At 68.5% G+C, this 20,445-nt stretch carries 23 protein-coding genes and 1 pseudogene; 10 read left to right on the top strand and 14 right to left on the bottom strand.

The annotated features are described in order from the left end of the window. Window positions 1-265 precede the first annotated feature (265 nt). Together AB0I10_RS27645 and AB0I10_RS27640 are read left to right on the top strand one after the other, a co-directional pair. Window positions 266-955, top strand: coding sequence for a MerR family transcriptional regulator (locus tag AB0I10_RS27645; protein ID WP_363155345.1), 690 nt, complete (start codon window positions 266-268; stop codon window positions 953-955). 99 nt (window positions 956-1,054) lie between these two features. Then, the gene (locus AB0I10_RS27640) at window positions 1,055-1,345 is read left to right on the top strand and encodes a hypothetical protein (protein WP_363155344.1); all 291 of its coding nucleotides are present in this window, start codon (window positions 1,055-1,057) and stop codon (window positions 1,343-1,345) included. 156 nt (window positions 1,346-1,501) lie between these two features. On the opposite strand, the gene AB0I10_RS27635 is transcribed toward AB0I10_RS27640, so the two are convergent. Further along, window positions 1,502-2,128 carry a YigZ family protein gene (locus tag AB0I10_RS27635; RefSeq protein WP_363155343.1) on the bottom strand — a complete coding sequence of 209 codons (627 nt, stop codon included), beginning with the start codon at window positions 2,126-2,128 and terminating at the stop codon, window positions 1,502-1,504. A gap of 244 nt (window positions 2,129-2,372) precedes the next feature. Here AB0I10_RS27635 and AB0I10_RS27630 point away from each other — a divergent pair, with 244 nt between their 5' ends. The 3 genes from AB0I10_RS27630 to AB0I10_RS27620 all read left to right on the top strand — a co-directional run bounded on the left by AB0I10_RS27630 (window position 2,373) and on the right by AB0I10_RS27620 (window position 4,404). Continuing rightward, on the top strand, window positions 2,373-3,161 hold the full coding sequence (locus AB0I10_RS27630) for a type VII secretion system-associated protein (RefSeq protein ID WP_363155342.1): 789 nt from the start codon (window positions 2,373-2,375) through the stop codon (window positions 3,159-3,161). Window positions 3,162-3,473: 312 nt separating this feature from the next. After that, window positions 3,474-3,881 carry a CoA-binding protein gene (locus tag AB0I10_RS27625; protein WP_363155341.1) on the top strand — a complete coding sequence of 136 codons (408 nt, stop codon included), beginning with the start codon at window positions 3,474-3,476 and terminating at the stop codon, window positions 3,879-3,881. Window positions 3,882-3,906: 25 nt separating this feature from the next. Next, on the top strand, window positions 3,907-4,404 hold the full coding sequence (locus AB0I10_RS27620) for a GNAT family N-acetyltransferase (RefSeq protein WP_363155340.1): 498 nt from the start codon (window positions 3,907-3,909) through the stop codon (window positions 4,402-4,404). Between the two features lie 131 nt (window positions 4,405-4,535). Here the strand turns inward: AB0I10_RS27620 and AB0I10_RS27615 are convergent, their stop codons facing one another. Together AB0I10_RS27615 and AB0I10_RS27610 are read right to left on the bottom strand one after the other, a co-directional pair. Further along, on the bottom strand, window positions 4,536-5,093 hold the full coding sequence (locus tag AB0I10_RS27615) for a YbaK/EbsC family protein (protein WP_363155339.1): 558 nt from the start codon (window positions 5,091-5,093) through the stop codon (window positions 4,536-4,538). Between the two features lie 26 nt (window positions 5,094-5,119). After that, window positions 5,120-5,692, bottom strand: a complete 573-nt coding sequence (locus tag AB0I10_RS27610; RefSeq protein WP_363155338.1) for an XRE family transcriptional regulator — start codon at window positions 5,690-5,692, stop codon at window positions 5,120-5,122. A 119-nt stretch (window positions 5,693-5,811) separates the two neighbouring features. Between AB0I10_RS27610 and AB0I10_RS27605 the strand changes: the two genes are divergently transcribed. Continuing rightward, window positions 5,812-6,681: an EamA family transporter gene (locus AB0I10_RS27605; protein WP_363155337.1), complete on the top strand. Its 870-nt coding sequence runs from the start codon at window positions 5,812-5,814 to the stop codon at window positions 6,679-6,681. A gap of 37 nt (window positions 6,682-6,718) precedes the next feature. Here AB0I10_RS27605 and AB0I10_RS27600 read toward each other — a convergent pair whose 3' ends face one another. Continuing rightward, entirely contained in the window at window positions 6,719-7,582 is an 864-nt protein-coding gene (locus AB0I10_RS27600; protein WP_363155336.1) for an acyltransferase, read from the bottom strand. A 150-nt stretch (window positions 7,583-7,732) separates the two neighbouring features. On the opposite strand from AB0I10_RS27600, the gene AB0I10_RS27595 reads away from it, so the two are divergent. Further along, window positions 7,733-8,272, top strand: a complete 540-nt coding sequence (locus AB0I10_RS27595; RefSeq protein WP_363155335.1) for a gamma carbonic anhydrase family protein — start codon at window positions 7,733-7,735, stop codon at window positions 8,270-8,272. An 87-nt stretch (window positions 8,273-8,359) separates the two neighbouring features. Here the strand turns inward: AB0I10_RS27595 and AB0I10_RS27590 are convergent, their stop codons facing one another. The 9 genes and pseudogenes from AB0I10_RS27590 to AB0I10_RS27550 form a co-directional block, all read right to left on the bottom strand. After that, entirely contained in the window at window positions 8,360-9,124 is a 765-nt protein-coding gene (locus tag AB0I10_RS27590; protein WP_363155334.1) for an enoyl-CoA hydratase/isomerase family protein, read from the bottom strand. 45 nt (window positions 9,125-9,169) lie between these two features. Beyond that, on the bottom strand, window positions 9,170-10,423 hold the full coding sequence (locus AB0I10_RS27585) for a cytochrome P450 (protein ID WP_363155333.1): 1,254 nt from the start codon (window positions 10,421-10,423) through the stop codon (window positions 9,170-9,172). A 102-nt stretch (window positions 10,424-10,525) separates the two neighbouring features. Continuing rightward, window positions 10,526-11,890, bottom strand: a complete 1,365-nt coding sequence (locus tag AB0I10_RS27580) for a cytochrome P450 (protein ID WP_363155332.1) — start codon at window positions 11,888-11,890, stop codon at window positions 10,526-10,528. Window positions 11,891-11,900: 10 nt separating this feature from the next. Next, window positions 11,901-12,491: an ATP/GTP-binding protein gene (locus AB0I10_RS27575; RefSeq protein WP_363155331.1), complete on the bottom strand. Its 591-nt coding sequence runs from the start codon at window positions 12,489-12,491 to the stop codon at window positions 11,901-11,903. Beyond that, the gene (locus AB0I10_RS27570; protein WP_363155330.1) at window positions 12,466-12,846 is read right to left on the bottom strand and encodes a DUF742 domain-containing protein; all 381 of its coding nucleotides are present in this window, start codon (window positions 12,844-12,846) and stop codon (window positions 12,466-12,468) included. The genes AB0I10_RS27575 and AB0I10_RS27570 overlap by 26 nt, the downstream gene beginning before the upstream one ends. Further along, the gene (locus AB0I10_RS27565) at window positions 12,843-13,250 is read right to left on the bottom strand and encodes a roadblock/LC7 domain-containing protein (protein WP_363155329.1); all 408 of its coding nucleotides are present in this window, start codon (window positions 13,248-13,250) and stop codon (window positions 12,843-12,845) included. Before AB0I10_RS27565 ends, AB0I10_RS27570 begins: the two co-directional genes overlap by 4 nt. Further along, window positions 13,247-14,401 carry an ATP-binding protein gene (locus tag AB0I10_RS27560; protein ID WP_363155328.1) on the bottom strand — a complete coding sequence of 385 codons (1,155 nt, stop codon included), beginning with the start codon at window positions 14,399-14,401 and terminating at the stop codon, window positions 13,247-13,249. The genes AB0I10_RS27565 and AB0I10_RS27560 overlap by 4 nt, the downstream gene beginning before the upstream one ends. Window positions 14,402-14,831: 430 nt before the next feature. Next, window positions 14,832-15,188, bottom strand: a complete 357-nt coding sequence (locus AB0I10_RS27555; protein WP_363155327.1) for a DUF4333 domain-containing protein — start codon at window positions 15,186-15,188, stop codon at window positions 14,832-14,834. Window positions 15,189-15,356: 168 nt separating this feature from the next. Then, window positions 15,357-16,360 (bottom strand): annotated as a pseudogene (locus AB0I10_RS27550) (alpha/beta hydrolase-fold protein). Between the two features lie 300 nt (window positions 16,361-16,660). On the opposite strand from AB0I10_RS27550, the gene AB0I10_RS27545 reads away from it, so the two are divergent. The 3 genes from AB0I10_RS27545 (at window position 16,661) to AB0I10_RS27535 (ending at window position 19,514) form a co-directional block, all read left to right on the top strand. Continuing rightward, complete coding sequence (locus AB0I10_RS27545) at window positions 16,661-18,715, top strand: AAA family ATPase (protein WP_363155326.1); 2,055 nt, start codon at window positions 16,661-16,663, stop codon at window positions 18,713-18,715. A gap of 97 nt (window positions 18,716-18,812) precedes the next feature. Continuing rightward, a complete protein-coding gene (locus AB0I10_RS27540) occupies window positions 18,813-19,022 on the top strand; it encodes a hypothetical protein (RefSeq protein ID WP_363155325.1) in 210 nt (69 codons plus the stop codon). Between the two features lie 168 nt (window positions 19,023-19,190). Further along, window positions 19,191-19,514: a hypothetical protein gene (locus AB0I10_RS27535; protein ID WP_363155324.1), complete on the top strand. Its 324-nt coding sequence runs from the start codon at window positions 19,191-19,193 to the stop codon at window positions 19,512-19,514. A gap of 108 nt (window positions 19,515-19,622) precedes the next feature. Here the strand turns inward: AB0I10_RS27535 and AB0I10_RS27530 are convergent, their stop codons facing one another. After that, window positions 19,623-20,273, bottom strand: a complete 651-nt coding sequence (locus AB0I10_RS27530) for a DedA family protein (RefSeq protein ID WP_363155323.1) — start codon at window positions 20,271-20,273, stop codon at window positions 19,623-19,625. Between the last annotated feature and the right edge of the window lie 172 nt (window positions 20,274-20,445).

Below are 20,445 nucleotides of genomic sequence, written 5' to 3'. Positions count from 1 at the left end.
CCACGCTAACGCCTGTCAGCACCCGATCCGTCACGGACCTCATGCCCGGCTCGTGCTCTTCAGGCGGAGCCCGCGGAGTCCAGGGGAGTTTCGATGTCGAAGTGGCTGCGCCGTCCGCTGCACAGCCAGACCGGATAGTAGCGCTTTTCGTTATCTGTTAGCTGGACTATCTATGATGGGGCCGGATCGGCAAGGCCGGGCACGGGCGGGGCGCCCGGGAGGCAAGGAGCGTCGGGCAGCGGCCCGGCGTGGGAAAGGGCGGCAGATGCGCATCGGGGAATTGAGTCGCGAGACGGGCGTCGCGGTCCCGACGATCAAGTACTACGTCCGCGAGGGGCTACTGCCCGCGGGCCGGCTGACCAGCCCGAACCAGGCCAGCTACGACGACAGCCACGTCCGCAGGCTGCGGCTGATCCGCGGGCTGATGGACGTCGGAGGACTCTCGGTCTCGGCCGTCCGAGAGGTGCTGGCCGCCGTCGACTCACCCGACGAGTCCGTGCACAAGGTGCTCGGCGCGGCGCAGTTCGCGATCACCGCGCCGCCGGCCGTCACCCCGGACGGCATGGAGGAGGCACGGAGCAGGGTCACGGAGCTGATCCACCGGCGCGGCTGGCGGGTCGAGTTGGAGAATCCGGCCGTCGAAGCGCTGGCCGTCGCGCTCGCCACCTTCCGAGGCATCGGCCACGGCGAGTTCGAGGAGATCTTGGACGACTACGCCGACGCCTGCGAAGGGGTGGCCGCCGCCGATCTCGCGTGGGTGGGCCGCAACGCGGAGGTCGACGGCATGGTGGAGAGCGTCGTGGTGGGGACCGTACTGGGGGACACCGTCCTCATGGCGATGCGGCGGATGGCGCATGTGGACGCGTCGGCGCGCAGGTATGAGGAGGGGCAGGGAGAAGGGGGCGCTCCGCCGATGACCCGCCACACAGGCCATAAGGCTCGCCGGGATGGGTGAAACGCTTCTACTCCCGCAGGGCTTTGCCCGGCGGGAGTAGGAGCGCGATGCCCCGGCGAGCTACTCCGTGAGTATCTTTTGCGCGACCTACTCGCCATCGTGCTCAGACGCGTCCACCGTCGCCGTAACGCCCACCTGCGGGACCTCGCCGGCACGCATGCGCTCCTCGACGCAGCCGAGCGTCTGTGTGCGTTCGCGCGCCCCAGCCGCCGCATGTCAGCGACCATCGCGATCACCCGCTCCATGGCCAGCGCGCTGCACGGCGACGCAGAAGCCACCGCACGTCAGATCGACGCGGCATTCGCCGTCCACACCGGCACACGGCACGACGACGACCCCGATTGCACAGAATGGCTGGCCACCGAGGCACTCTTTTTCCAGGCCGGTTGAGGCGATTGCATGGGTGCGCAATGTCCCCGAAATTCTCGGCCGGTCTCCGTCATTCTGTGTGCGACCGACGCCCCGTCAGCCGGGCCCCTCGCGCCCCTCCTCCGCCGAACGCCCCTGACGCGTCCCGTCCCCGTACCGCCCCGCCGGTCCCGGTTGTCACACGTCCCCGTATGCCTCGCCACCCAGCTCCAGCACCGCGGTCCCGGCTGTCGCGTCGGCCAGCCAGGCCCGGAAGGCGTCCAGGTCGGCCTCCGGCAGCCCGACCTCGATGCGTACGTCGGCCCCGTACGTCACCTCGCGCACCGCGCGACCCGTCGTACGCAGGTCGTTCTCCACCCGGCCCGCCCGCTGGTGGTCGACGGTGACCGTCACCAGCCGGAAGCGCTGCCGGGTGATGGTGCCCAGCGCGTCCAGCGCCTCGCCGACGACTCCTCCGTAGGCGCGGATCAGACCGCCGGCGCCGAGCTTGACGCCGCCGAAGTACCGCGTGACGACGGCGACGACATAGCGCACCTCGCGGCGCACCAGCATCTGGAGCATCGGCACTCCGGCGGTGCCGCCCGGCTCGCCGTCGTCGCTCGCCTTCTGGACGCCGCCGTCGGCACCGATGACGTACGCGAAGCAGTGGTGGCGGGCGGTGGGGTGCTCCTTGCGGATGCGCGCGATGAAGTCCTGAGCCTCGGTCTCGGTCGCGACGGGCGCGAGCGCGCAGATGAAGCGGGACTTGTTGATCTCGATCTCGTGGACTCCCTCGCGCGCGAGAGTCCGGTACTGGTCCTGCATCGCACCAGCCTATGCGGCCCTGTGACGCGCGGACACCGCCGGTCCCGGAACTCCGCGCCGCGCTGCGGTGTCCGCCGTACGGGCGCAGCCCACACGGCCAGGCGGCGTACTCGCGAGGCCCGCACGGTGCGTCGGGAAGACGTCCGGGCCGCCCGTGGGCACTGTGAGCCCACGGGCGAGGGCCTCGTGTTTCCGGGGCCGACTCGTGCACTCAGGAACGGAACGGCGGGTTGGCGGAGGCTTCATGGACAACAGCACACAGTCGGCGATGACGGCGGGCGTCCCCGTGACGGGTTCAGATATGCCCGAGCCGCCCCCGGAGGTCATCGAGGCGGCGCGGAACGCGCCCGATCACTGGCTGGCGATGGTGGATCTGACCTGGTCGGGCGACGGGCCACCACCGCTCTGGGCACTGATCGGCCAATGGCGGTCGGGGCCGACCGGCGAGATCGAGGAGTGGCGGGACAACCCGGAGTACCGGCCGTCCCCGCAGATGCTGGACTGGGCGGACCCGGCCGACCCGGTCGACAAGGCCGTGCAGCTGGCCGCGACCGGCTACGGCCCGGCGCAGGACGTACACGAGGCGCTGGCGCGCGCGGAGGTCTCCGTTCTGGTCACCACGACCGGGACACCGCTGGCCGCGGCCTCACCCGAGGGCACCCCGGTGATCCCCGTCTACACCTCCCCGGCCTACCTCGAATCCGTGGGGCGTCTGCTGTACGACCGGCGGCCGGTGGCCGAACTCGTCGAGCAGCTGCCGCCGGGCCATGCCCTGTATCTGAACCCGACCGGCCCGGTGAGCATGCTGGTGGAGACCAAGCCGCTGCGTGCGGCGCTGGCCGCCGTCGGCGCCGGGACCTCGGAGCAGCCGGACGAGGACCTCCCACCGGCCGCTACGGAGACGCTGCGCCCCGGCACCGGGGCCGCCGGAATCGAGCCGGTGCCCATCGGCAAGCCGGCCCGCACCACGGGCAGCAGCACCGTCGTCGGCGCCGGGATGGCAGGCAGCGGGGTGGTCGGCGGCGCGAACTGACCCGTCGACGCTCGGACCCGCCCCGCCCGTCTTCCCCTTCGGGCGGGGCGTCTGCCTACGCACGCAGATTCCTGTTCGCGACTCCTGCCACGGCTCTTGCGCGCGACTCCGGCTCACGATGCCTTCTCACAATTCCTGTTCGTGATTCTGTTCGTGATTTCTGTTCGTGATTGTTGCTCGCGCCGGGAATCTCTGGCCGGCCGCGTCCGTTGATCCACACAGGGCCGGTGATCCACACAGGGCCCTTCTCCATCCAGGACCTTTCCTCAGGGCCCTTCTTCAGGACCGTTCTCCAGCCGCGGGAGGCAGTGCGTGTACGGCGACCCCAGGACGATCCGCAGGATCCTCACCGAGCTCGGCGACACCTGGGCCGTGGTGGGCCTGTCCGCGAACGAGCGGCGCGCGGCGTACGGCGTCGCCGAGGTGCTGCAGCGGTACGGCAAGCGGATCGTGCCGGTGCACCCGAAGGCCGAGACGGTGCATGGCGAGCAGGGCTATGCCTCGCTGGCGGAGATCCCGTTCCCGGTCGATGTGGTCGATGTGTTCGTCAACAGCGATCTGGCGGGAGGCATCGCCGACGAGGCCGTGGCGGCCGGGGCGAAGGCCGTGTGGTTCCAGCTCGGAGTGATCGACGAGGGGGCGTGGGACCGGGTGCGTGGGTCCGGTCTCGACATGGTGATGGACCGCTGTCCGGCCATTGAGATACCGCGTTTGGGCTGAGCGCCGGCTGCGTTAGCGTCCGTGCATGATCACGCCACGCGCCGCTCGCCCCGCGGACGCCGCCGAGCTCGTCCGGCTGCGCCGCCTGATGTTCTTCGCGATGAACGGGCGTGATGAGCCCGGGAGTTGGGAGCGGGACGCGGAGGCGGTGGCGCGTCGCCAGCTGGCCGGGCCGGACGCACCGCTGGGCGGGTTCGTGGTGGACGGCGAGGAGGCCGGCGCACCGCATCTGGCGGCGTGCGCGATCGGACGGATAGAGGAGCGACTGCCGGCGCCCGGACACCCCTCGGGGCGCTTCGCGTTCGTCTTCAACGTCTGTACGGATCCGCGCTATCGGGGCCGCGGCTATGCGCGCGCCACGACGGAGGCGCTGCTGGCCTGGTTCGCCGAGCGTGGCGTCACCCGGGTCGATCTGCATGCCACGGAAGGCGCCGAGCCGCTGTACCGGAGCCTGGGCTTCACCGAGCACTCCACAGCACTGTCACTCGATCTGCGCCCCGGCACAGGAAGTCACTCAACTTAGCCATAGCCGTAGCCGTAGCCAAACGGGGGAGGTCATCACTGAACTTCTGACTTACGACCCTCACCTCTGACTCACGACACCAAGCCGAACGCAGTCAACGGCCCCGCAGTGAGGGAGCTCCCGAGGGAGCTCTAAGCGACACCGAGCCCGTCCAGGACCGTGGCGCCCGGCAGTTGGGCCAGCGCCTTGCCCGGCACGATGAGCTTGCCGCGGCGCCCGCCGCTGCCGATCAGCGCGTACGGCATATCGGCGACGGCGGAGTCCACAAGAATCGGCCAGGCGGCGGGCAGGCCGATCGGGGTGATGCCGCCGTACTCCATGCCGCTGTCGCCGACCGCGGTGTCCATCGGCGCGAACGAGGCCTTGCGGGCGCCGAGTTGGCGGCGGACCACGCCGTTGACGTCGACCCGGGTATGCGAGAGCACGAGGCATGCGGCCAGGGTGATCTCGCCGCCGCGCTTGCCGGCCACCACGACACAGTTCGCCGACTGCTGGAGCAGCCAGGCGCCGTAGTGCTCGACGAGGCGTTCGGTGTCCGCGATCGCCGGGTCCGTATCGACATAGCGGAGTTCCTCGACCGGTACGGGTCCGCGCCAGCCGCGGATCGCGGCGGCGACGGGCTCGGTCAGCAGGTCCAGGCACTCGGCGGCAGGCCGGACATCGTCGAAGGCATCCATCGGCACGGGCATGGCGCCAAGTTAACAGGCGTGGTGGCTCAGCGGCCGAGCGGGATGATCACCGACATGGTCATCTCCACCGGCTCCGTACCGTCGTTGCGGTAGCCATGGGCGACCTTGGCCTCGAAGGTCGCCGAGGCACCCGCGGCCACCGTGTGCTCCTCACCGTCGACGAGCAGCGTCAGTGTGCCGGCGCGCACATGGAGCAGCTCCACGGTGCCGGGCGGATGCGGATCGGAGCGGCTTTCGTCACCGGGCATCAGCCGCCAGTCCCACAGCTCGAAGGGCCCGGGCGCCTCGGCCCCCACCAGGAGCGAGGTATGGCTGCCGGCGTCGGTGGACCACATCCGGACGGCCTCGCCCGGCGCCACGATCCGCACCTGCGGGCCCTGTTCATAGTCCAGCAGCGTGGTGATGCTGACGCCGAGCGCGTCGGCGATCTTGACGGTGGTGCCCACGCTCGGGTTCGTACGGGCCTGCTCGATCTGGATGATCATGCCGCGGCTGACACCGGCGCGGGCCGCCAGGGCGTCGAGGGTGTAGCCGCGCTCGGTGCGCCAGCGTTTGAGGTTGCGCGCGAGCGACTGGGTGAGCTGGTCGAGGTCCGTCACGGTCCATCCACGTCCAAGTTGCACGTCGGAGTTAAATATATTCAATTCCGTAGTCGAGTTTGTTGTACTACGGTGTGGTGCACTTCAGCGTCCAGCTCACTGTACTGCGAGGTTTCACCATGACAGCGGTCTTCGCCCTGGCCACCAGCCTTCTGTGGGGGCTTGCCGACTTCGGCGGCGGACTGCTCACCCGGCGTCTGCACGCACTCACCGTGGTGGTCGTGTCACAGACGCTGGCCGCCGTGGTGCTGGGCGGCATCGTGGTGCTCACCGGCGGCTGGCGGGAGGCCGGTCCGCAGCTGTGGTTCGCGGTCGCGGCCGGCGTCGTGGGACCCGCCGCGATGCTCTGCTTCTATCGCGCCCTGGCGCTCGGCCCGATGGGCGTGGTCTCACCGCTCGGCGCGATCGGCACCGTCCTCGTACCGCTGGGCGTCGGCATCGTCGCGGGCGAACGGCCCGGACTCGTCCAGGCCACGGGGATGGTCGTGGCCGTGTTCGGCGTCCTGCTGGCCGCCGGACCGCGGATCGGCGGCGCGTCCGTGGCCCGCCAGACGATCGTGCTCACCATGATTTCGGCACTCGGCTTCGGCGCGGTGATGGCGCTGATCGCGAGCGCGTCCACGACCGTCACCGGGCTCTTTCTCGCCCTGTTCGTACAGCGGGTGTGCAATGTCGCGGTCGGCGGCGCCGCCCTGTACGCGACGGTGCGGCGCGGCACTCCGGCGCTGCCCGAGGGCGGCTTCGCGGCGCTGCGCGGCTCGCTGCCGGCGCTCGGCTTCATCGGTATCGCCGATGTCGCCGCCAACGGCACCTACGCCATCGCCGCCCAGAACGGCCCGGTCACCATCGCGGCGGTGCTCGCCTCGCTCTACCCCGTCGTCACCGCTGTCGCCGCGCTCGGCGTCCTCAAGGAGCGGATGCGCGCGATCCAGACGGCGGGCGCCTCGCTCGCCCTGGTCGGCACGGTCCTGCTCGCCTCCGGCGGCTGACGCCCACTCACCGTGCGCCTTACCAACACCGTGCGCCTTACGAGGCGTCCACCGACGACCGGCCCGGGGCGGCCACACCCGCCGCACCGGCCTCGTCACACTCCCCCGTCTCCGTCGTATCCCCCATCTCTCCCGTCGTCGCGCTCGTCTCCGCCGTCTCCCCTGCCCCGTCCTTCCACTCCGCCAGCGCGAGCAGCTGTTCCGGGCTGACACCCTCCGGAATCGGCACCGGCGCCGGCGTACGCAGCGGTGGCTGCCAGCCCTCCTCCGGGTCCCAGCTGCGGACGACCTTGGCGGGTGCGCCGGCGACGACCGCATGGTCGGGGACCTCGCCGCGGACGACGGCGCCGGCCGCGACCACCACGTTCCTGCCCAGCCGCGCACCGGGCAGGATGACCGCCCCGGTACCGATCCAGCTGCCGGGGCCGATGGTGACCGGGTCGGTGCGCGGCCACTGCTTCCCGACCGGCACCTCCGGGTCGTCGTAGCTGTGGTTAGTGGTGGTGATGTAGACACCGGGGCCGAAGAAGCAGTCGTCACCGATCGTCAGCCGGACATCGGCGATCACATGGCTGCCGCGCCCCAGGACCACGCCGTTGCCCAGCGTGAGGATCGGTTCCGAGCCAAGATCGAGGTCCGGCATCATGCCGGCGGTCAGGGTCACGTCCTGGGCGATGATGCAGTAGTCGCCGATCTCGATCCACGGGTCGCCGAAAACCGTGCCCTGCGGGTAGGCGAGCCGGGCGCCGTGGCCGATACGGCGGAAACGGTAAGGGCCGGGGCGCTCGGCCGTGACGGCCGCGGCCTGCCGCACCCAGCGTGCGCCGCGGTGGACGGCGCGGGACACCGCCCGGCGCCGCCAGGCCGCGACAGATGAGAACACGTTCTGGTTTATCGGCACTCGCACACCGTACTCAGCGTCCCGGGCGACCGGCCGCACGGTGCGCTGTGATCTTCGCCCCACCCTCGGCCACCCCAACCGCCCGCCGGCCGCGCCTCCGTCGTCTACGGTGCTGTGGGCGCGGCACAGACCTGACGAGGAGAGCGAACAATGGCGGGACGGGCGTTGATTTCAGAGGTGGGCGGCGAGGAACCGAAGATCGATCCGGCGGCGTTCACCGCGCCGACGTCCGTTGTGCTCGGTGACGTCACCATGGCTGCGGGTTCGAGCATCTGGTACCACACCGTCCTGCGTGCGGACTGCGGCCCGATCGTGCTCGGCGCCGACAGCAACATTCAGGACAATTGCACGGTTCATGTGGACCCGGGTTTCCCGGTGACCGTGGGCGAGCGGGTATCCGTCGGCCACAACGCGGTGCTGCACGGCTGCACCGTCGAGGACGATGTCCTGGTCGGTATGGGCGCCACGGTCCTGAACGGTGCGCATATCGGCGCCGGGTCGCTGGTCGCCGCGCAGGCCCTGGTCCCGCAGGGCATGCGGGTGCCGCCCGGCTCGCTGGTCGCCGGGGTGCCCGCGAAGGTCAAGCGGGAGCTGACCGATGAGGAACGCGAGACCATCAAGCTGAATGCCGCGATGTACCTGGAGTTGGCGGCACGGCATCGGGATGCGGTGAAGGACGCCGATAGCTGAGCCCGGCCGCCGCTGAGCCCCTGACCGCTGAAGCGCCGCGTGTGGCCCCCATGCAGGACCGCGCCGACCGCACCATTGCCCAGGACCTCAGCGGTGGCGGGAGTGTTCGGCGACGGTCAACGCAGACGTCAGCAGCTCCGCGTCGAACAGGGCGGCATCCGCGAGGCGGTTGGCGTTCGCGTACGCGTTCATCATGAGTTTGGCGGTCCTCAGAGCCGAGGGAGACCTGCGGGTCAGTGGTTTGGTCCACCGGGTAACCGTCGTGTCCAGCTCGTCTTCCGGGACGGCCTTGTGCAGGATGGACAGCTCTTGCGCCCTCTTGGCGTCGAAGTTGTCGGCGGTCAGTATCAACTCACGGACCTTGGCGGTGCCCGCCTCGTTCAGCAGCCGCGGCAGGATTCCTCCCCAGGCCGGGGGCACTCCAAGGCCTAGTTCCGGCAGCCGGAAGCGGCAGTTGTCCGCGCCGACCCGCAGATCACAGAACACCGCGAGCCCCACTCCGGCCCCGACCACCCCACCGTGCAGCCGCGCGATGGTCACCACCTCGGTGGTCGCGAGTGCATCGCAAACCCGGCGCGCCTTGTTGCCGAGGCCGCGAAGCGTCGCTCCGCTGGGGTCCTCGGTGAGCAACGCGGGGAACTCGCTGCGGTCCCCGCCCAGGCAGAAGTTGTCCCCTGCACCAGAGAGGATCAACACGCGGATGGCCGGCTCGTCATCCAGGGCGCCGAGCACGGTGAGCAGTTCGTCGAGGATCAGCCCGGATATGGCGTTACCCGTCTCAGGACTGTTCAACTGCACCTTGAGGACCGGCCCTTCGCATGTCACGAGAAGGGTCTTGAAGTCTTGCACCATGGTCTTCCTTGTTCTTCGTTCGGCGCTTCTTACGAGTTCGGCACATCAGGTATGGACCACCTGAAGTGCCGTGAGGCGGCGGAAGGCCACGCGTGGCGCCCAGACGGGAGCGGCACTGATACGCAAGCTCGGCAGGCGCTTGAGCAGCGAGGTCAGCAGGCACGTTGCTTCCAGACGGGCCAGTGTGTTGCCTAGGCAGTAGTGGATGCCCCCACCGAAGCTGAGGTAGGTGGCCTTGCGTCGAATGTCGAACACACCAGGATCGGCATACTGGTTCGGGTCGTGATGCGCGGCGCCGATCATGAGCTGCACCATCTCGTTCTTGCGCACTCGCACCCCGGCGAGTTCGGTATCCTCAGCCGCCACCCGGCTGATCATGTGTATCGGGGCGTCGTACCGCAGCACCTCGTCGATCGCGCCCGGTATGTGCTCCGGATGGATCCGCAGCCACTCCAGTTGGCGTGGGTGCTTCATTAGCAGCCACACCATGCTGGACAACACATGAGCCGTTGTCTCCAGCGCTGCCAGGACCATGAAGAGCGCAAGGGAGTAGACGGCCTCGTCCGCGGCATGCCGGTCGGATTCGAGTGCGTCCCAGGTCCGGATCCATGACGAAATCGGGTCGCCCCCGGGCGCCTTCCGGCGTTCCTGCACCAGCTCGGTGAAGTACTGCCGCAGACGGTGCGTCGCTGCGTCGGAGAGCGCGAGATGGCTCGGCGTCGGAAACAATTCCTGTGTGTAAACCTGGTCGTGAGTGAGCGACCGCAGGAGAGGGTAATCGGCAGACGGTATCCCCAGCCATTCACCGATGGTTATCACGGGAAGTTCTTCGCCGACTAGCGCACAGAAGTCGGCCGGACCTTCCCGCAATTCTTCTGCGAGCCGATCAAGGAGCCGCTCGATTACCTTCTCGACCGAAGGCTTTATTATTTCCAGAGACTTCCGGTCGAATATGTTTCCCAACGGTCGCCGCATGCGGGTGTGATGCGGCGGGTTGAGCATGGGCAAGGTATCGCCCATCTGACGCGAGGCTGCGGCACTCCATCGTGCCGCGTCATCCTGACACGTGCGCCAGCCACTGTCGGGCACGCGCCAGGATCTACTCCTCAGCACCTGGTGGCACAGCCTGTAGGAGGTCGCCAGGTGCCCGCCCCATGGAGCCGGAACCACTTCCCCCATTGTCCTGAGTTTCGCGTAGAACGGCAGTGGATTCGACTGCCCGTCGGCCGTGCGCAGACGCGAGAAAAGCGAAACCACAGTACGCCGATCACCGGGTGCGGCAGCCAGGGCGGGCTCCACGGCGACTCCCTCATTCAGAAGATCACACAATAATCGCCAACCTTGCATACCCCCGCGCTTGAACGTTCATGCGATCTTGGAACGGTTGCACTGTTACAAGCGTCACACCTTCCACCAGGTCAGGAATCCACTCCACCAGCTGCCCTTCCGCGGCTTGCCCTCGCGATTCTGGGTAGGTGTATCTCCCGCGGTATGCCCATTTGTCCGGTCAGGTGCGGACGTTCGCTTCTCCCGTACCGGCGTGAAGCGAGCGGGCAGCGCGTTGAGCGCCCGGTGGAACGGACCAGGACGCCAGGTCAGAGTGCGCGCAGGCACACCCAATTCAATGTCGGGCAGCACGTTGAGGAGCTTCTCGATGGCCCTGATGGAGATCAGCAGAGCCGGATCCTTGGCCGGGCAGGCATGCGGTCCCGCGCCCCAAGCGAGATGCGCGCGCTTACTGACCGTCTGCCGGCTCGCGGACAGACTCGGATCCGTGTTGGCGGCCGCGAAGCTGATGAGCACCGGCGTTCCGGCCGCCAGCTTGGCCCCCGAGAGTTCCACGTCATGCACGGGGTAGTGCGTGGCGTAGTTGGCGATCGGCGGGCTATTCCACAGCACCTCATTGATGGCATCCTCGACCAGAACTCCGGCACCGTGCTGGCCGCCGCCATACTGCTCGTCTGAAAGCAACAGAAGCAACGCGTTGGCGATGATGTTCTGCACTGGCTCGGTGCCCGCACCAATGAGAAGGGCCAGCTGGTGAACCATCTCCTCATCGGACAGCTGTGACTGATGCTGCATCAACCACGAAGTGACGTCGTCGCCCGGACTGGTCCGCTTGAGCGCGACAAGCTCGAACAGGGATGCCGCCATGGCCTCGTTGGCCCGCTCCGCGTCGATACCGTCGAAGAGGTTGGAAATGGCGAGGATCAGCTGGTCCCCTAGCTCTGCCGGGCACCCGAAGAGATCGTTAAAGACCAGCAGAGGCAGAAGCTGTGAGTAATCGGTGATCAGATCGGCCTTGCCCCGGACACTGAACTGGTCGATGAGATACGCGGCGACACGGTCGACGTGCCGGCTCACCCGGTGCATGTCCAACCGGCCCAGACTCTCCGTCACTGCCTGGCGTAGCCTCAGATGTTCAGCGCCGTCGGAGAACATGCTGTTCGGCCGGTACATCATCATGGGCAGCACAGGGCTGTCCAGAGGCACCTGCCCCTCGTTCAGAGCCCGCCAACGGCGGGAGTCCCGCGCGAAGGTGTCCGGATTCTGGAGGATATGCAGCGCCGCTGTGTAGTCCGTGACGAGTTCGGCCTCCACACCAGGAGCCAGCTCGACGGGCGCGCTGGGGCCGTGCTCTCGCAAGCGCTGGTAGAAGGCATCCGGGGCAGCAGCGAATTCGGGACCGTACATCGGCAACCGTTCACCGCCGTTGTGTGCGGGGCAGCCCGGTGGCGGGCCCTGGAATTCCGAGTGAGATTGCATGCCTGAACTCCTAGTTGAGGCGAGACTGTAGATAACGGACGAGCACCATCAGTGAATCCGCCGATGACCGCTGGTCACGCACATCACAGTTGACGACGGGCGTCTCCTGGAGCAAGTCCAGGGCCTCGCGGATCTCTTCGATCGAGTGGGCGGGGGTCCCGTCGAACCGGTTGACGGCGATGGCGTACGGGATTCCGTACTGCTCCACCAGGTCCATGACAGGAAAGGAGTCCTCAAGGCGCTCGGGATCGACCAGCACCAGTGCGCCGAGTGCCCCGCGGGTCATGTCTTCCCACACCTGAACGAAGCGCTGCTGGCCGGGCGTTCCGAACAGGTACAGGACCAGCTTCTCACTGAGCGTGAGGCGGCCGAAGTCCATGGCGACCGTTGTCGTGGTCTTGCCGGGAACGCCCTTCAGGTCGTCAATTCCCTCGCCGGCCTGCGTCATGACCTCTTCGGTACGCAGTGGGGGAATCTCGGACATGGTCCCGATGAACGTCGTCTTGCCCACGGCAAAATGTCCGACCACGAGAATCTTCGCCGCGGTCTGCACCGAATTGCGCAGGTACACTCCGTCATCCAAAGCGAGCCTGGAGCCCATTCAGCACCTCCTCAAGGATTTGCCTGTCGACGAGCTGGGCACTCGGTATGGGCGCACGAGTACAGAGGTGTCCTTCCTCGGTGAGATCGGACACCAGAATCTTGACGACACCCACGGGCAGCCGTGTGTGTCCGGCGATCTCGGCGACCGAAAGAAAACCTCCCGAACACAGCTCGATAACGCGGAGCTTCTCCGGGTCGAGAGGTTTGGTCCTGGGGGGGTCCTGGTGCACTGTGACCAGCGTGATCAGTGAGAAATCACTGTCGTCTGGAAGTCCACGGCCGTTCGTGATGACATACGGCCGTACTAATTCCGCGGCTTCGTGTTCCAGCTCCGGTTCGTCCGAGGGCGTCATGGTTGGATATCAGCCCTCTCACGAGGCGGGCTGGTCAGCGCCTTGCCGAGCTGTCCGACGAGCTGCTGCATCCGGAACGTGATCTCTGCCATGTCGACGTCGGGCGACGCCGATACAGCGAGATAGGCGCCTTCGCCGGCCGATATGAGAAAGACCCAACCGTGGTCGAACTCAACCAGCGTCTGACGCCACTGCGGCCGATGGCCGCTGCCCCGGCAGAAGTCGGAGACCGTACGGCTCAACGACTGCATTCCGCTCATCGCGGCGGCGACGGTATCGGCGTGATCCCGGCCGACGTCCTTCGAACGGGCCATAAGGAGCCCGTCGGCGGAGACGAGAATGGCGTGTTGTGCCTCGGGCACTTCCAGAGCACTGTCAAGCATCCACGACAGATCGTAGTTCACTGAGCCTCATGCCCTTCACTGCTTGCATTGGTGGAACGACGGCCCGACTGCGTCCCCCGCTGGAATGCGCCCATGACGGACGCGGTCTTCGCGCTGTCGCGGCCCGGGTCTTTCGTGCTCTCGGCTTCGGCCGGCACGATGGAAATGGCGCCGCGCCGGCGGCGCTTGGGCAACCCGCCGGCCGTGGTCGCGGGAGCCGGGGACGTCGCGGGCACCGGGGAACCGGAATTGTTCTCCTCGGGCGGCATCGGGGCGGACGCGGCCACGGCAGGACCCTCCTCGGGCTCATGCAGGGACGTCAGAAGATCGTCGGGGAGCAGGACGACCGCGCGCACTCCGCCATAGGGCGACGTGGAATCCACGGACACGTTGAAGCCGTAGCGGGCGGCGAGCACACCGATGACGGTGAATCCGAACTGCGGCGGATTGCCGAGGCTGGAAACACCGCGTGAGCCTCCGCCCGACAGTAGCTCGGCGGCCTTGGCCTTCTCTTCCTCGTTCATGCCGACACCCGCGTCGTCGACAACGATGCAGACGCCCTTGGGCACCGGACGGATATTGATCTCGATCATCGTTTCCGGCGCCGAATAGCTGGTGGCATTGTCCAGCAGCTCGGCAAGGGTGAGTGCGACCGGTTCAACGGCACGGCTCACGATGGCGAAATTGCTCTGGGAACGGATCTCGACGCGCGTGAAGTGGCGGATACGGCCCTTCGCGCTGCGGACCACGTCGTAGAGCGAGGCCGCGGTGCGCCGCCGGCCGAGCCATCCGTCGCAGAGTACGGCGATGGACTGGGCCCGCCGCGCGAACTGCGAGTTCATGTGATCGATGTCGAGGAGGTCCTGCAGGAATTGGCGTTCGCCGTACTTTTCCTGCATCTTGGAGATCGCCAGCTGCTGCTCACTCGCGAGGCCCTGAAGGGTCCGCATGGCGGCCTTCAGCGTGTTCTTCGTGGCCTCTTCAGCTCGGTCCTTGGCCTCCTCCACAGCCTCCGCGTAGTGCTCCTCCAGGGTGGCGTAGCGTTGCTTGAGCTCGCCCTTTTCTTTTCGTAGCTCGGTGATCTTCTTTCTGCCCTGAATAATCGCGGCTGCGGCGACAGGGGTACCAGCGATCAAACCCCAGAGCGCTGGATCCTGGAAGTATGGCGTCATAGGACTCTCTTCGGACGACGGTGCCACCGGGTATCGAATGCCTGGGTGGCGCGTTCCACGTCACTCGCGATTCCAGACATGCGTGTACGGCCGCGCAGGGTCGCCCGCCAGGAGCCAGCGAAGGCCCGGCTAATGGCATACCTCTCCCCAAGTGGCGGTTTCTCAGGCCAATACGCGGAATTTCCGTCTTGCCATAGCAGGTGTTTACCGCGGTTGGCAAGTGGGATGATCTTAGCATCAAGGTGACGCCGTGTGTCTATGCCGATCGAGTTCTGATACGGCTCTGACGGAGATTCAACAATGGCCCCATTTAGGAACATTGGACGTTGCGGCGGGATCCGGCCGAGGCGTCCTGATCGCTCCGCCCGCAACGTGATCTCCGGTGCCGTGCCGAACGCAACGGCGAGCGCCATGCGGACCGGCGTCCGGGTCATCCGCGCGGTGCGTCGTGAACGTAGGTGATCTCGCCGCCGCTGACCCGGACGACCCGTACGGTCATATCGCGGCCGATCCCCCGCAAGTAGTGGGCCGTGCACCGGATCCGCGCCCCCTCGACCGCGCGCAGGTCCTTGGCGCAGTCGACAAACCGCGGGCCCCTGGGAATCACCGGCAGCGACAGATGACCCGAGATCGACCGAGCGACCTCGGCGCGCGGCACGGCTCCGGTCGCATCGTCCACGGCGCTGGTCGCGTCCCGGTCCAGCAGCCAGTGGCTGCCCGCCGTGAAGCTGCCCGCCAGCAGCGCCAGCCCCGCCAACACCAGGCCGACGGCTTGCAGATACCGCACAGCACTCCTTCCACCGGGCACACGGAACCTCTGGCCGCGCCCACTGACCGGAGGAATGACAATTGTTGCCGGTGGCCGGGCCACGGCAATAGGAGGCCCGGTGCACCATGGGGCCGCCGGGACGGTCCGGGCCCACCGGTGCCGCCGGAGCCGTATGCCAACGGACCGTCACACGGACGGAACGGGTACCGGGCCCTGCATCTGTTCACTGATCCAGTGCAGCGAGTCGGCCATCCGCTGGATGTACGTGTGGCCGCTGTGCACACCGCCGGGTATTTCGAAGAGCGTGGAGTGGATCGGCCCGCCCGTGTGGTCCCGGATGAAGTTCTTCACATCGGGCACCGCGGCCTCCTCGGCCCCGAGCTCGAAGGCCAGATAGACCTCCGGCCCCTTGCGCGCGGCCAGTTGCCGCGCCAGCCACCGCGGGTCATTGGCCCGCATCTCGGCCGGGTGCCCCTTCCAGAGCGGCGAATCCGGCGCCGTATCGGGCCCGTTGGCGATGACGGCCTTGAACTTCCGCGGGTGCTTGAGCACCGCCTTCAGCCCGGCGAAGCCACCGGAGGAGGAGCCCATGAAGGCCCAGCCGTCCCGGCTGTCGTACGTACGGAAATTGGCGCGCGCGAAAGCCGGCACGTCCTCGGTCAGCCAGCTGCCCATCTTCGGCTGCCCCGGTATGTCGCTGCCGTCGTAGTACGTCTTGCGCGGATTGAGCACCGGCATCACCACGATGAACGGCAGCGTCTTGCCCTGCTGCGACCACTCGGCTATCCGCTCCTCCAGCGCGAACGGCGCACCGGCCCAGTAGTTGAACGGGTAGCCGTAGGCACCCGGGAGCGCGATCAGCACGGGGAAGCCGCTCTTGGCGTACTCCGGCTGGTTGTACTGCGGCGGCACCCAGGCCCAGATGTCGCCGGTGAAGCCGGACTTGCGGCCGTGCCAGGTGGCCTTGGCGACCCGGGTGCCGTCGTCCCCGGTCGTCCGGTACGGAGTGAAGGAGGAACGCGGGCCACGGGGCAGCACCACCCGGGGCGCGCCATTGGCGGCGTCCGCGACCTGGTCCGCAGCCGCGGCACGCGTGACGCGTCGACGGTGTCCGTGCCCTGGCTCCCGCAACCGGCCAGGAGTCCCACAGCGATCACACTCATCGCGGCACCGACGCGCAGGCACTTCATCGGGACGTTCTCCTCGGGTCCTCTGGCCGGTGTCCGGCGGGCAGCCCACGCTGCCCGCCGGATACCGGACGAAAGACACCACCATAAGATCATGCGAACAATGCCCTGCACCGGCCCCGGCCTGCGGCGATCCGATGATCCCGCGCGCGGGCCGCCATGGAACAACCGATGGGGTCAAACGCACCGGGCAGGTTTCCCTCCATCGATGAGTCCACCCGCTGTTTACCCGGCGGTCGGTTCTGGCATCGTGGGTCCTCCATAGGGAAGGACGCGGCGCCGTGCCGCGGACGGGAATGACCGATGAGCGCGTGGGCCGATCGCGGGCCACTGCCCGACCTGGTGGGACGGGCCGTTGAGCACGAGCGGGTATCCGGGTTGCTGAGCGGCTCCCCGCTGGTCACGCTCACCGGAGCCGCCGGGGTGGGCAAGAGCGTCCTGGCCCGTGCCGTCCTGGACGGACACACCGCACAGCACGGCGGCACGGTCATCCGGGTCGGCTGCTGGGACGGCCTGACGGAGAGCGGTCTGACCGACGCTCTGGCACGGGCGGCGGGCCTGGACACCGTATGCCGGGACACCGCGCGGGCCGTCGCCAGGCGCACCGTTCGCCCCTGTGCGTACGACGCGGTGCGCTGCGAGGCGGACGCCCCCACCGGCGATGGCGCCCAGCCGCCGGACGCGGACGATACGGCCGTCGCGGCGCTCGCCGCGCATTGTGTACGGCTCCGGGCCACGCTGCTGCTGGACGACTGCGACCCGCTGCTCGACGCGTGCGCGCGGCTGGCGCGGCGGCTGCTGCGGGCCGAGCCGGCGCTGCGGATCGTGGCGACGGCACGCCGTTCTCTGGGGCCGGCCGTGGAGCGCGTCATCGAGATCGCGCCGCTACCGGTGACCTTGGGCGAGGGGATCGCCGGACCGGCCGTGGAACTGCTGGCGGCGCGGACCGGGCCCGCGGCACCGGAGTTGCTCGTCGCCGTCTGCGCGGCGCTGGAGGGCTCGCCGCTGGCGATCGAGCTGGCCGCCCAGCAGTTGGACCGGCTGTCGCTGCCGCAGCTCGCGGCGCAGGTGGGCGCGGACGGTCCGCTGTTCTGGTCGGGTCCTGCCCCGACCGCCCGGCACACCTCGCTCTATGCGGCGCACGCCGCGGGCTACGCCCTCTGCTCACCCGTCGACCGCCGGGTGTGGGCGAGGCTCTCGGTGCTTCCCGGGGACTTCGATCCCTGGCTCGCGGGCTGCGTATGTGCCAGCAGTGACGTTCCTGCAGCGGAGGTCGACGCCGCGCTGGAACGGCTCCGGCTGGCGTCCGTCCTGGAACGCGTACGGGAGGCGGGCGGCGCCCCGCAGTACACCGGGGCCGCGCTGCCACCGCGCTACCGGCTCCCGCGCGGCGCCCGGGACTTCGGGCGGACGCGACTGAGCGAGGCGGGCGAGGAATCCTCCGCACTGCGCCGGTTCCGGCAGGCCTGTGCGGCACTCGCGGCCGAGGCACAGATCGCCTGGCAGGACACGGACCAAGAGGTCGCGGTGCGTCTGGTCGAGGACGAGCAGCACAACCTCGACGCGGCACTGACCCGGCCGCCGCAGGACGCGGACGATGCGCTCAGCGCGCTGGAGATCGCGGTCTCCCTGTGGTTCCGGTGGGCGGCGTGCGGCTTCCGCCACGAGGGGCGAGCGCACCTGGACCGGCTACTGCTGCTCTCCCGGGACGACACGGCGCTGCGGGCCCGGGCACTGTGGCTGGCGGGCTGGCTCGCAGCACAGGAGCACTCGCCCGCCACCGCGGAGGCGCTGCTGGACGAGGCGTGGGCGGCGGCCGTGATGCATGCGGACTCCGACGGGCTGGCCCGGATCGCGCACGCGCACGGCGTGCTGGCGCTGTATCGCGAGGACACCGGGACGGCGGTGGCGTGCCTGGAGGAAGCGGCCCGACACGAATCCAAGGATCCGTGGTTCGGCCCCGGGCCCGCCCACAGTTGGGCGCTGCTGGCCATCGCCCTCGCCGCGGTCGACGCCGGCCGTGCGGAGGCGGCCACCCGCAGGGCCTGGGAATTCCGGCACTCCGACGGGGACTTCTGGCTCTACTCGACCGTCCTGTACGCGCGCGCCCTCACCGAACGGGCCCACGGGCGACCGGAGGCGGCGCTGCGCGCCTGCCGTAAGGCGCTGGCCGCGAAGAAACTCATCGGTGATCCGCTGTTCATCGCGGGGGCGCGCAACATGCTGGCCGGACTGCGGCGCGAGATCCGCGACGGGCCGTCGGCGCCGGACACCGGCAACGAGGTTCGGTGGTGGCAGCGCGGCGGCCCCGACCTACAGGCTGCACCGTTCTTCTCGCGTCTTCGGGCGGGGCCCTGAAGGCGCGCGCCAGTGACCTCAGCCAGATGGCTACACAACGTAATCGAACAACTGCGCTCGGGATGCGGGCGCGCCGGTTCCGCCCCATGCTGGCCGTATGAATCGTGCGCCCGTGATCGTGCATCCGCCGTGCACCGGCGGCCGTCGCGTCACCCTCTATGGACAGGACCTGGGCCGCGCTCGGCGCACCGGCGACGTGGCCGCGTTCCTGCGCCGGGCCGGTTTCGCCACCTCGAAGTTCGTCTGGGACGACACAGGCGTCTTCGAGTGGCGCGACGGCGGACCCGACATCTGGTCGACATCCTGACGAGGCCGTACCACGTACGGCCTCTCGGTCGGCGGCTCGCGCTACGCCTTCCGCAACGATCAGACCTACTACCTCGGCTGGGACACCTCCACCAACACCCCGGACGCGGCGACCATCTTCCAGTGGAAGTCGTACGGCACCGGTGATCAACAGCAGCAGAACTACCCCGTGCTGTTGAAGGTCGAGGGCGGGGTCCTCAAGCTGTTCCACATCGAGGCCGGGGAGAAGTGGACGCTGAAGTGGAGCACCCCCGTGGCGACCGGCACGTACAAGCGCATCGTGCTGGGGATCCACACCTCGGACGACGCGTCGACCGGCTGGGTGAAGGCGTACTACAACGGCGCCGAGGTGACGTCGTTCTCCGGCCGCACCTGGGACGACCTGGGCAATGACACCCGGTGGGGCACATACGGCGCCGAGGTCACGAACAAGCGGGTCATCAACTGGATCGACGGGCTGAAGGTCGGCACGAGCTATGCGGACGTGGCATAGCCCGACGGCACGGGACAGCCAAAGGCACAGGCACAGGTATGGGTACGGGCATAGACATAGGGCCCGACCCGCTGGGTCAGGCCCTATGGAGTGCGATCTGATGCCTCGTCAGTCGACCGTGGCGGCGACCGGCACCTCCGCCACCTCGCGCTCGGCGGCGGCCTTCGCCGCGCGGCGCTTCATGACGATGAACGAGCCGACGCCGAACACCAGGGCGGCGACCAGGCCGAGCCACGAGAAACGCTTGAGCCACGGCTCGGCGACGATGCCGACGCTGTAGATCAGCGCGGTGGTACCGCCGGCCCAGACGATGCCGCCGAGAACGTTGGCGATCAGGAACTTCCAGTACGGCATCTTCAGCACGCCGGCGAGCGGCCCGGCGAAGATACGCAGCAGAGCGACGAAGCGGCCGAAGAAGACCGCCCACATACCCCACTTGTCGAACTTCGACTCCGCCATCGCGACATGATCGGGACCAAAGTGCTTGGGGAACTTGCGGCCGGCCCAGTTGAGCAGTGGCTGGCCTCCCTTGCGTCCGATCAGGTACCCGATGGAGTCACCGAGAATCGCGCCGGTGGACGCGCAGGCACCCAGCACGACCGGATCGATGTGGTCCGTGGTCGCGGCGAGAATCGCCGCACTGACGAGAACGATTTCGCCGGGCAGCGGAATGCCCAGGCTCTCCAGTCCGATGACCACCCCCACCAGGAGGTAGACGCTCACGGCCGGTACGGTCTCGAGCCACTCCTGGATATGCAACGCCGCTTCCTCCGCATGATGTGGGGCCCCCGTGGGCCGTTGCCCGGTCCGTGACGCCGGTGCCGTCATTTCCCTGGCGCGCCGGACAGCGCGCCAGGGCAGCGTACTCGATCGCCGTGGCCGGCAGCCGTCCCACGCACGCCCCGGGGAACATGCTCTGCGAGGTCGGGCG

The organism is Streptomyces sp. NPDC050636 (assembly GCF_040654775.1).
GTDB lineage: Bacteria > Actinomycetota > Actinomycetes > Streptomycetales > Streptomycetaceae > Streptomyces.
The sequence above is the reverse complement of the archived record's forward strand: the minus strand, read 5'-3'. Positions and strand labels throughout refer to the sequence as shown.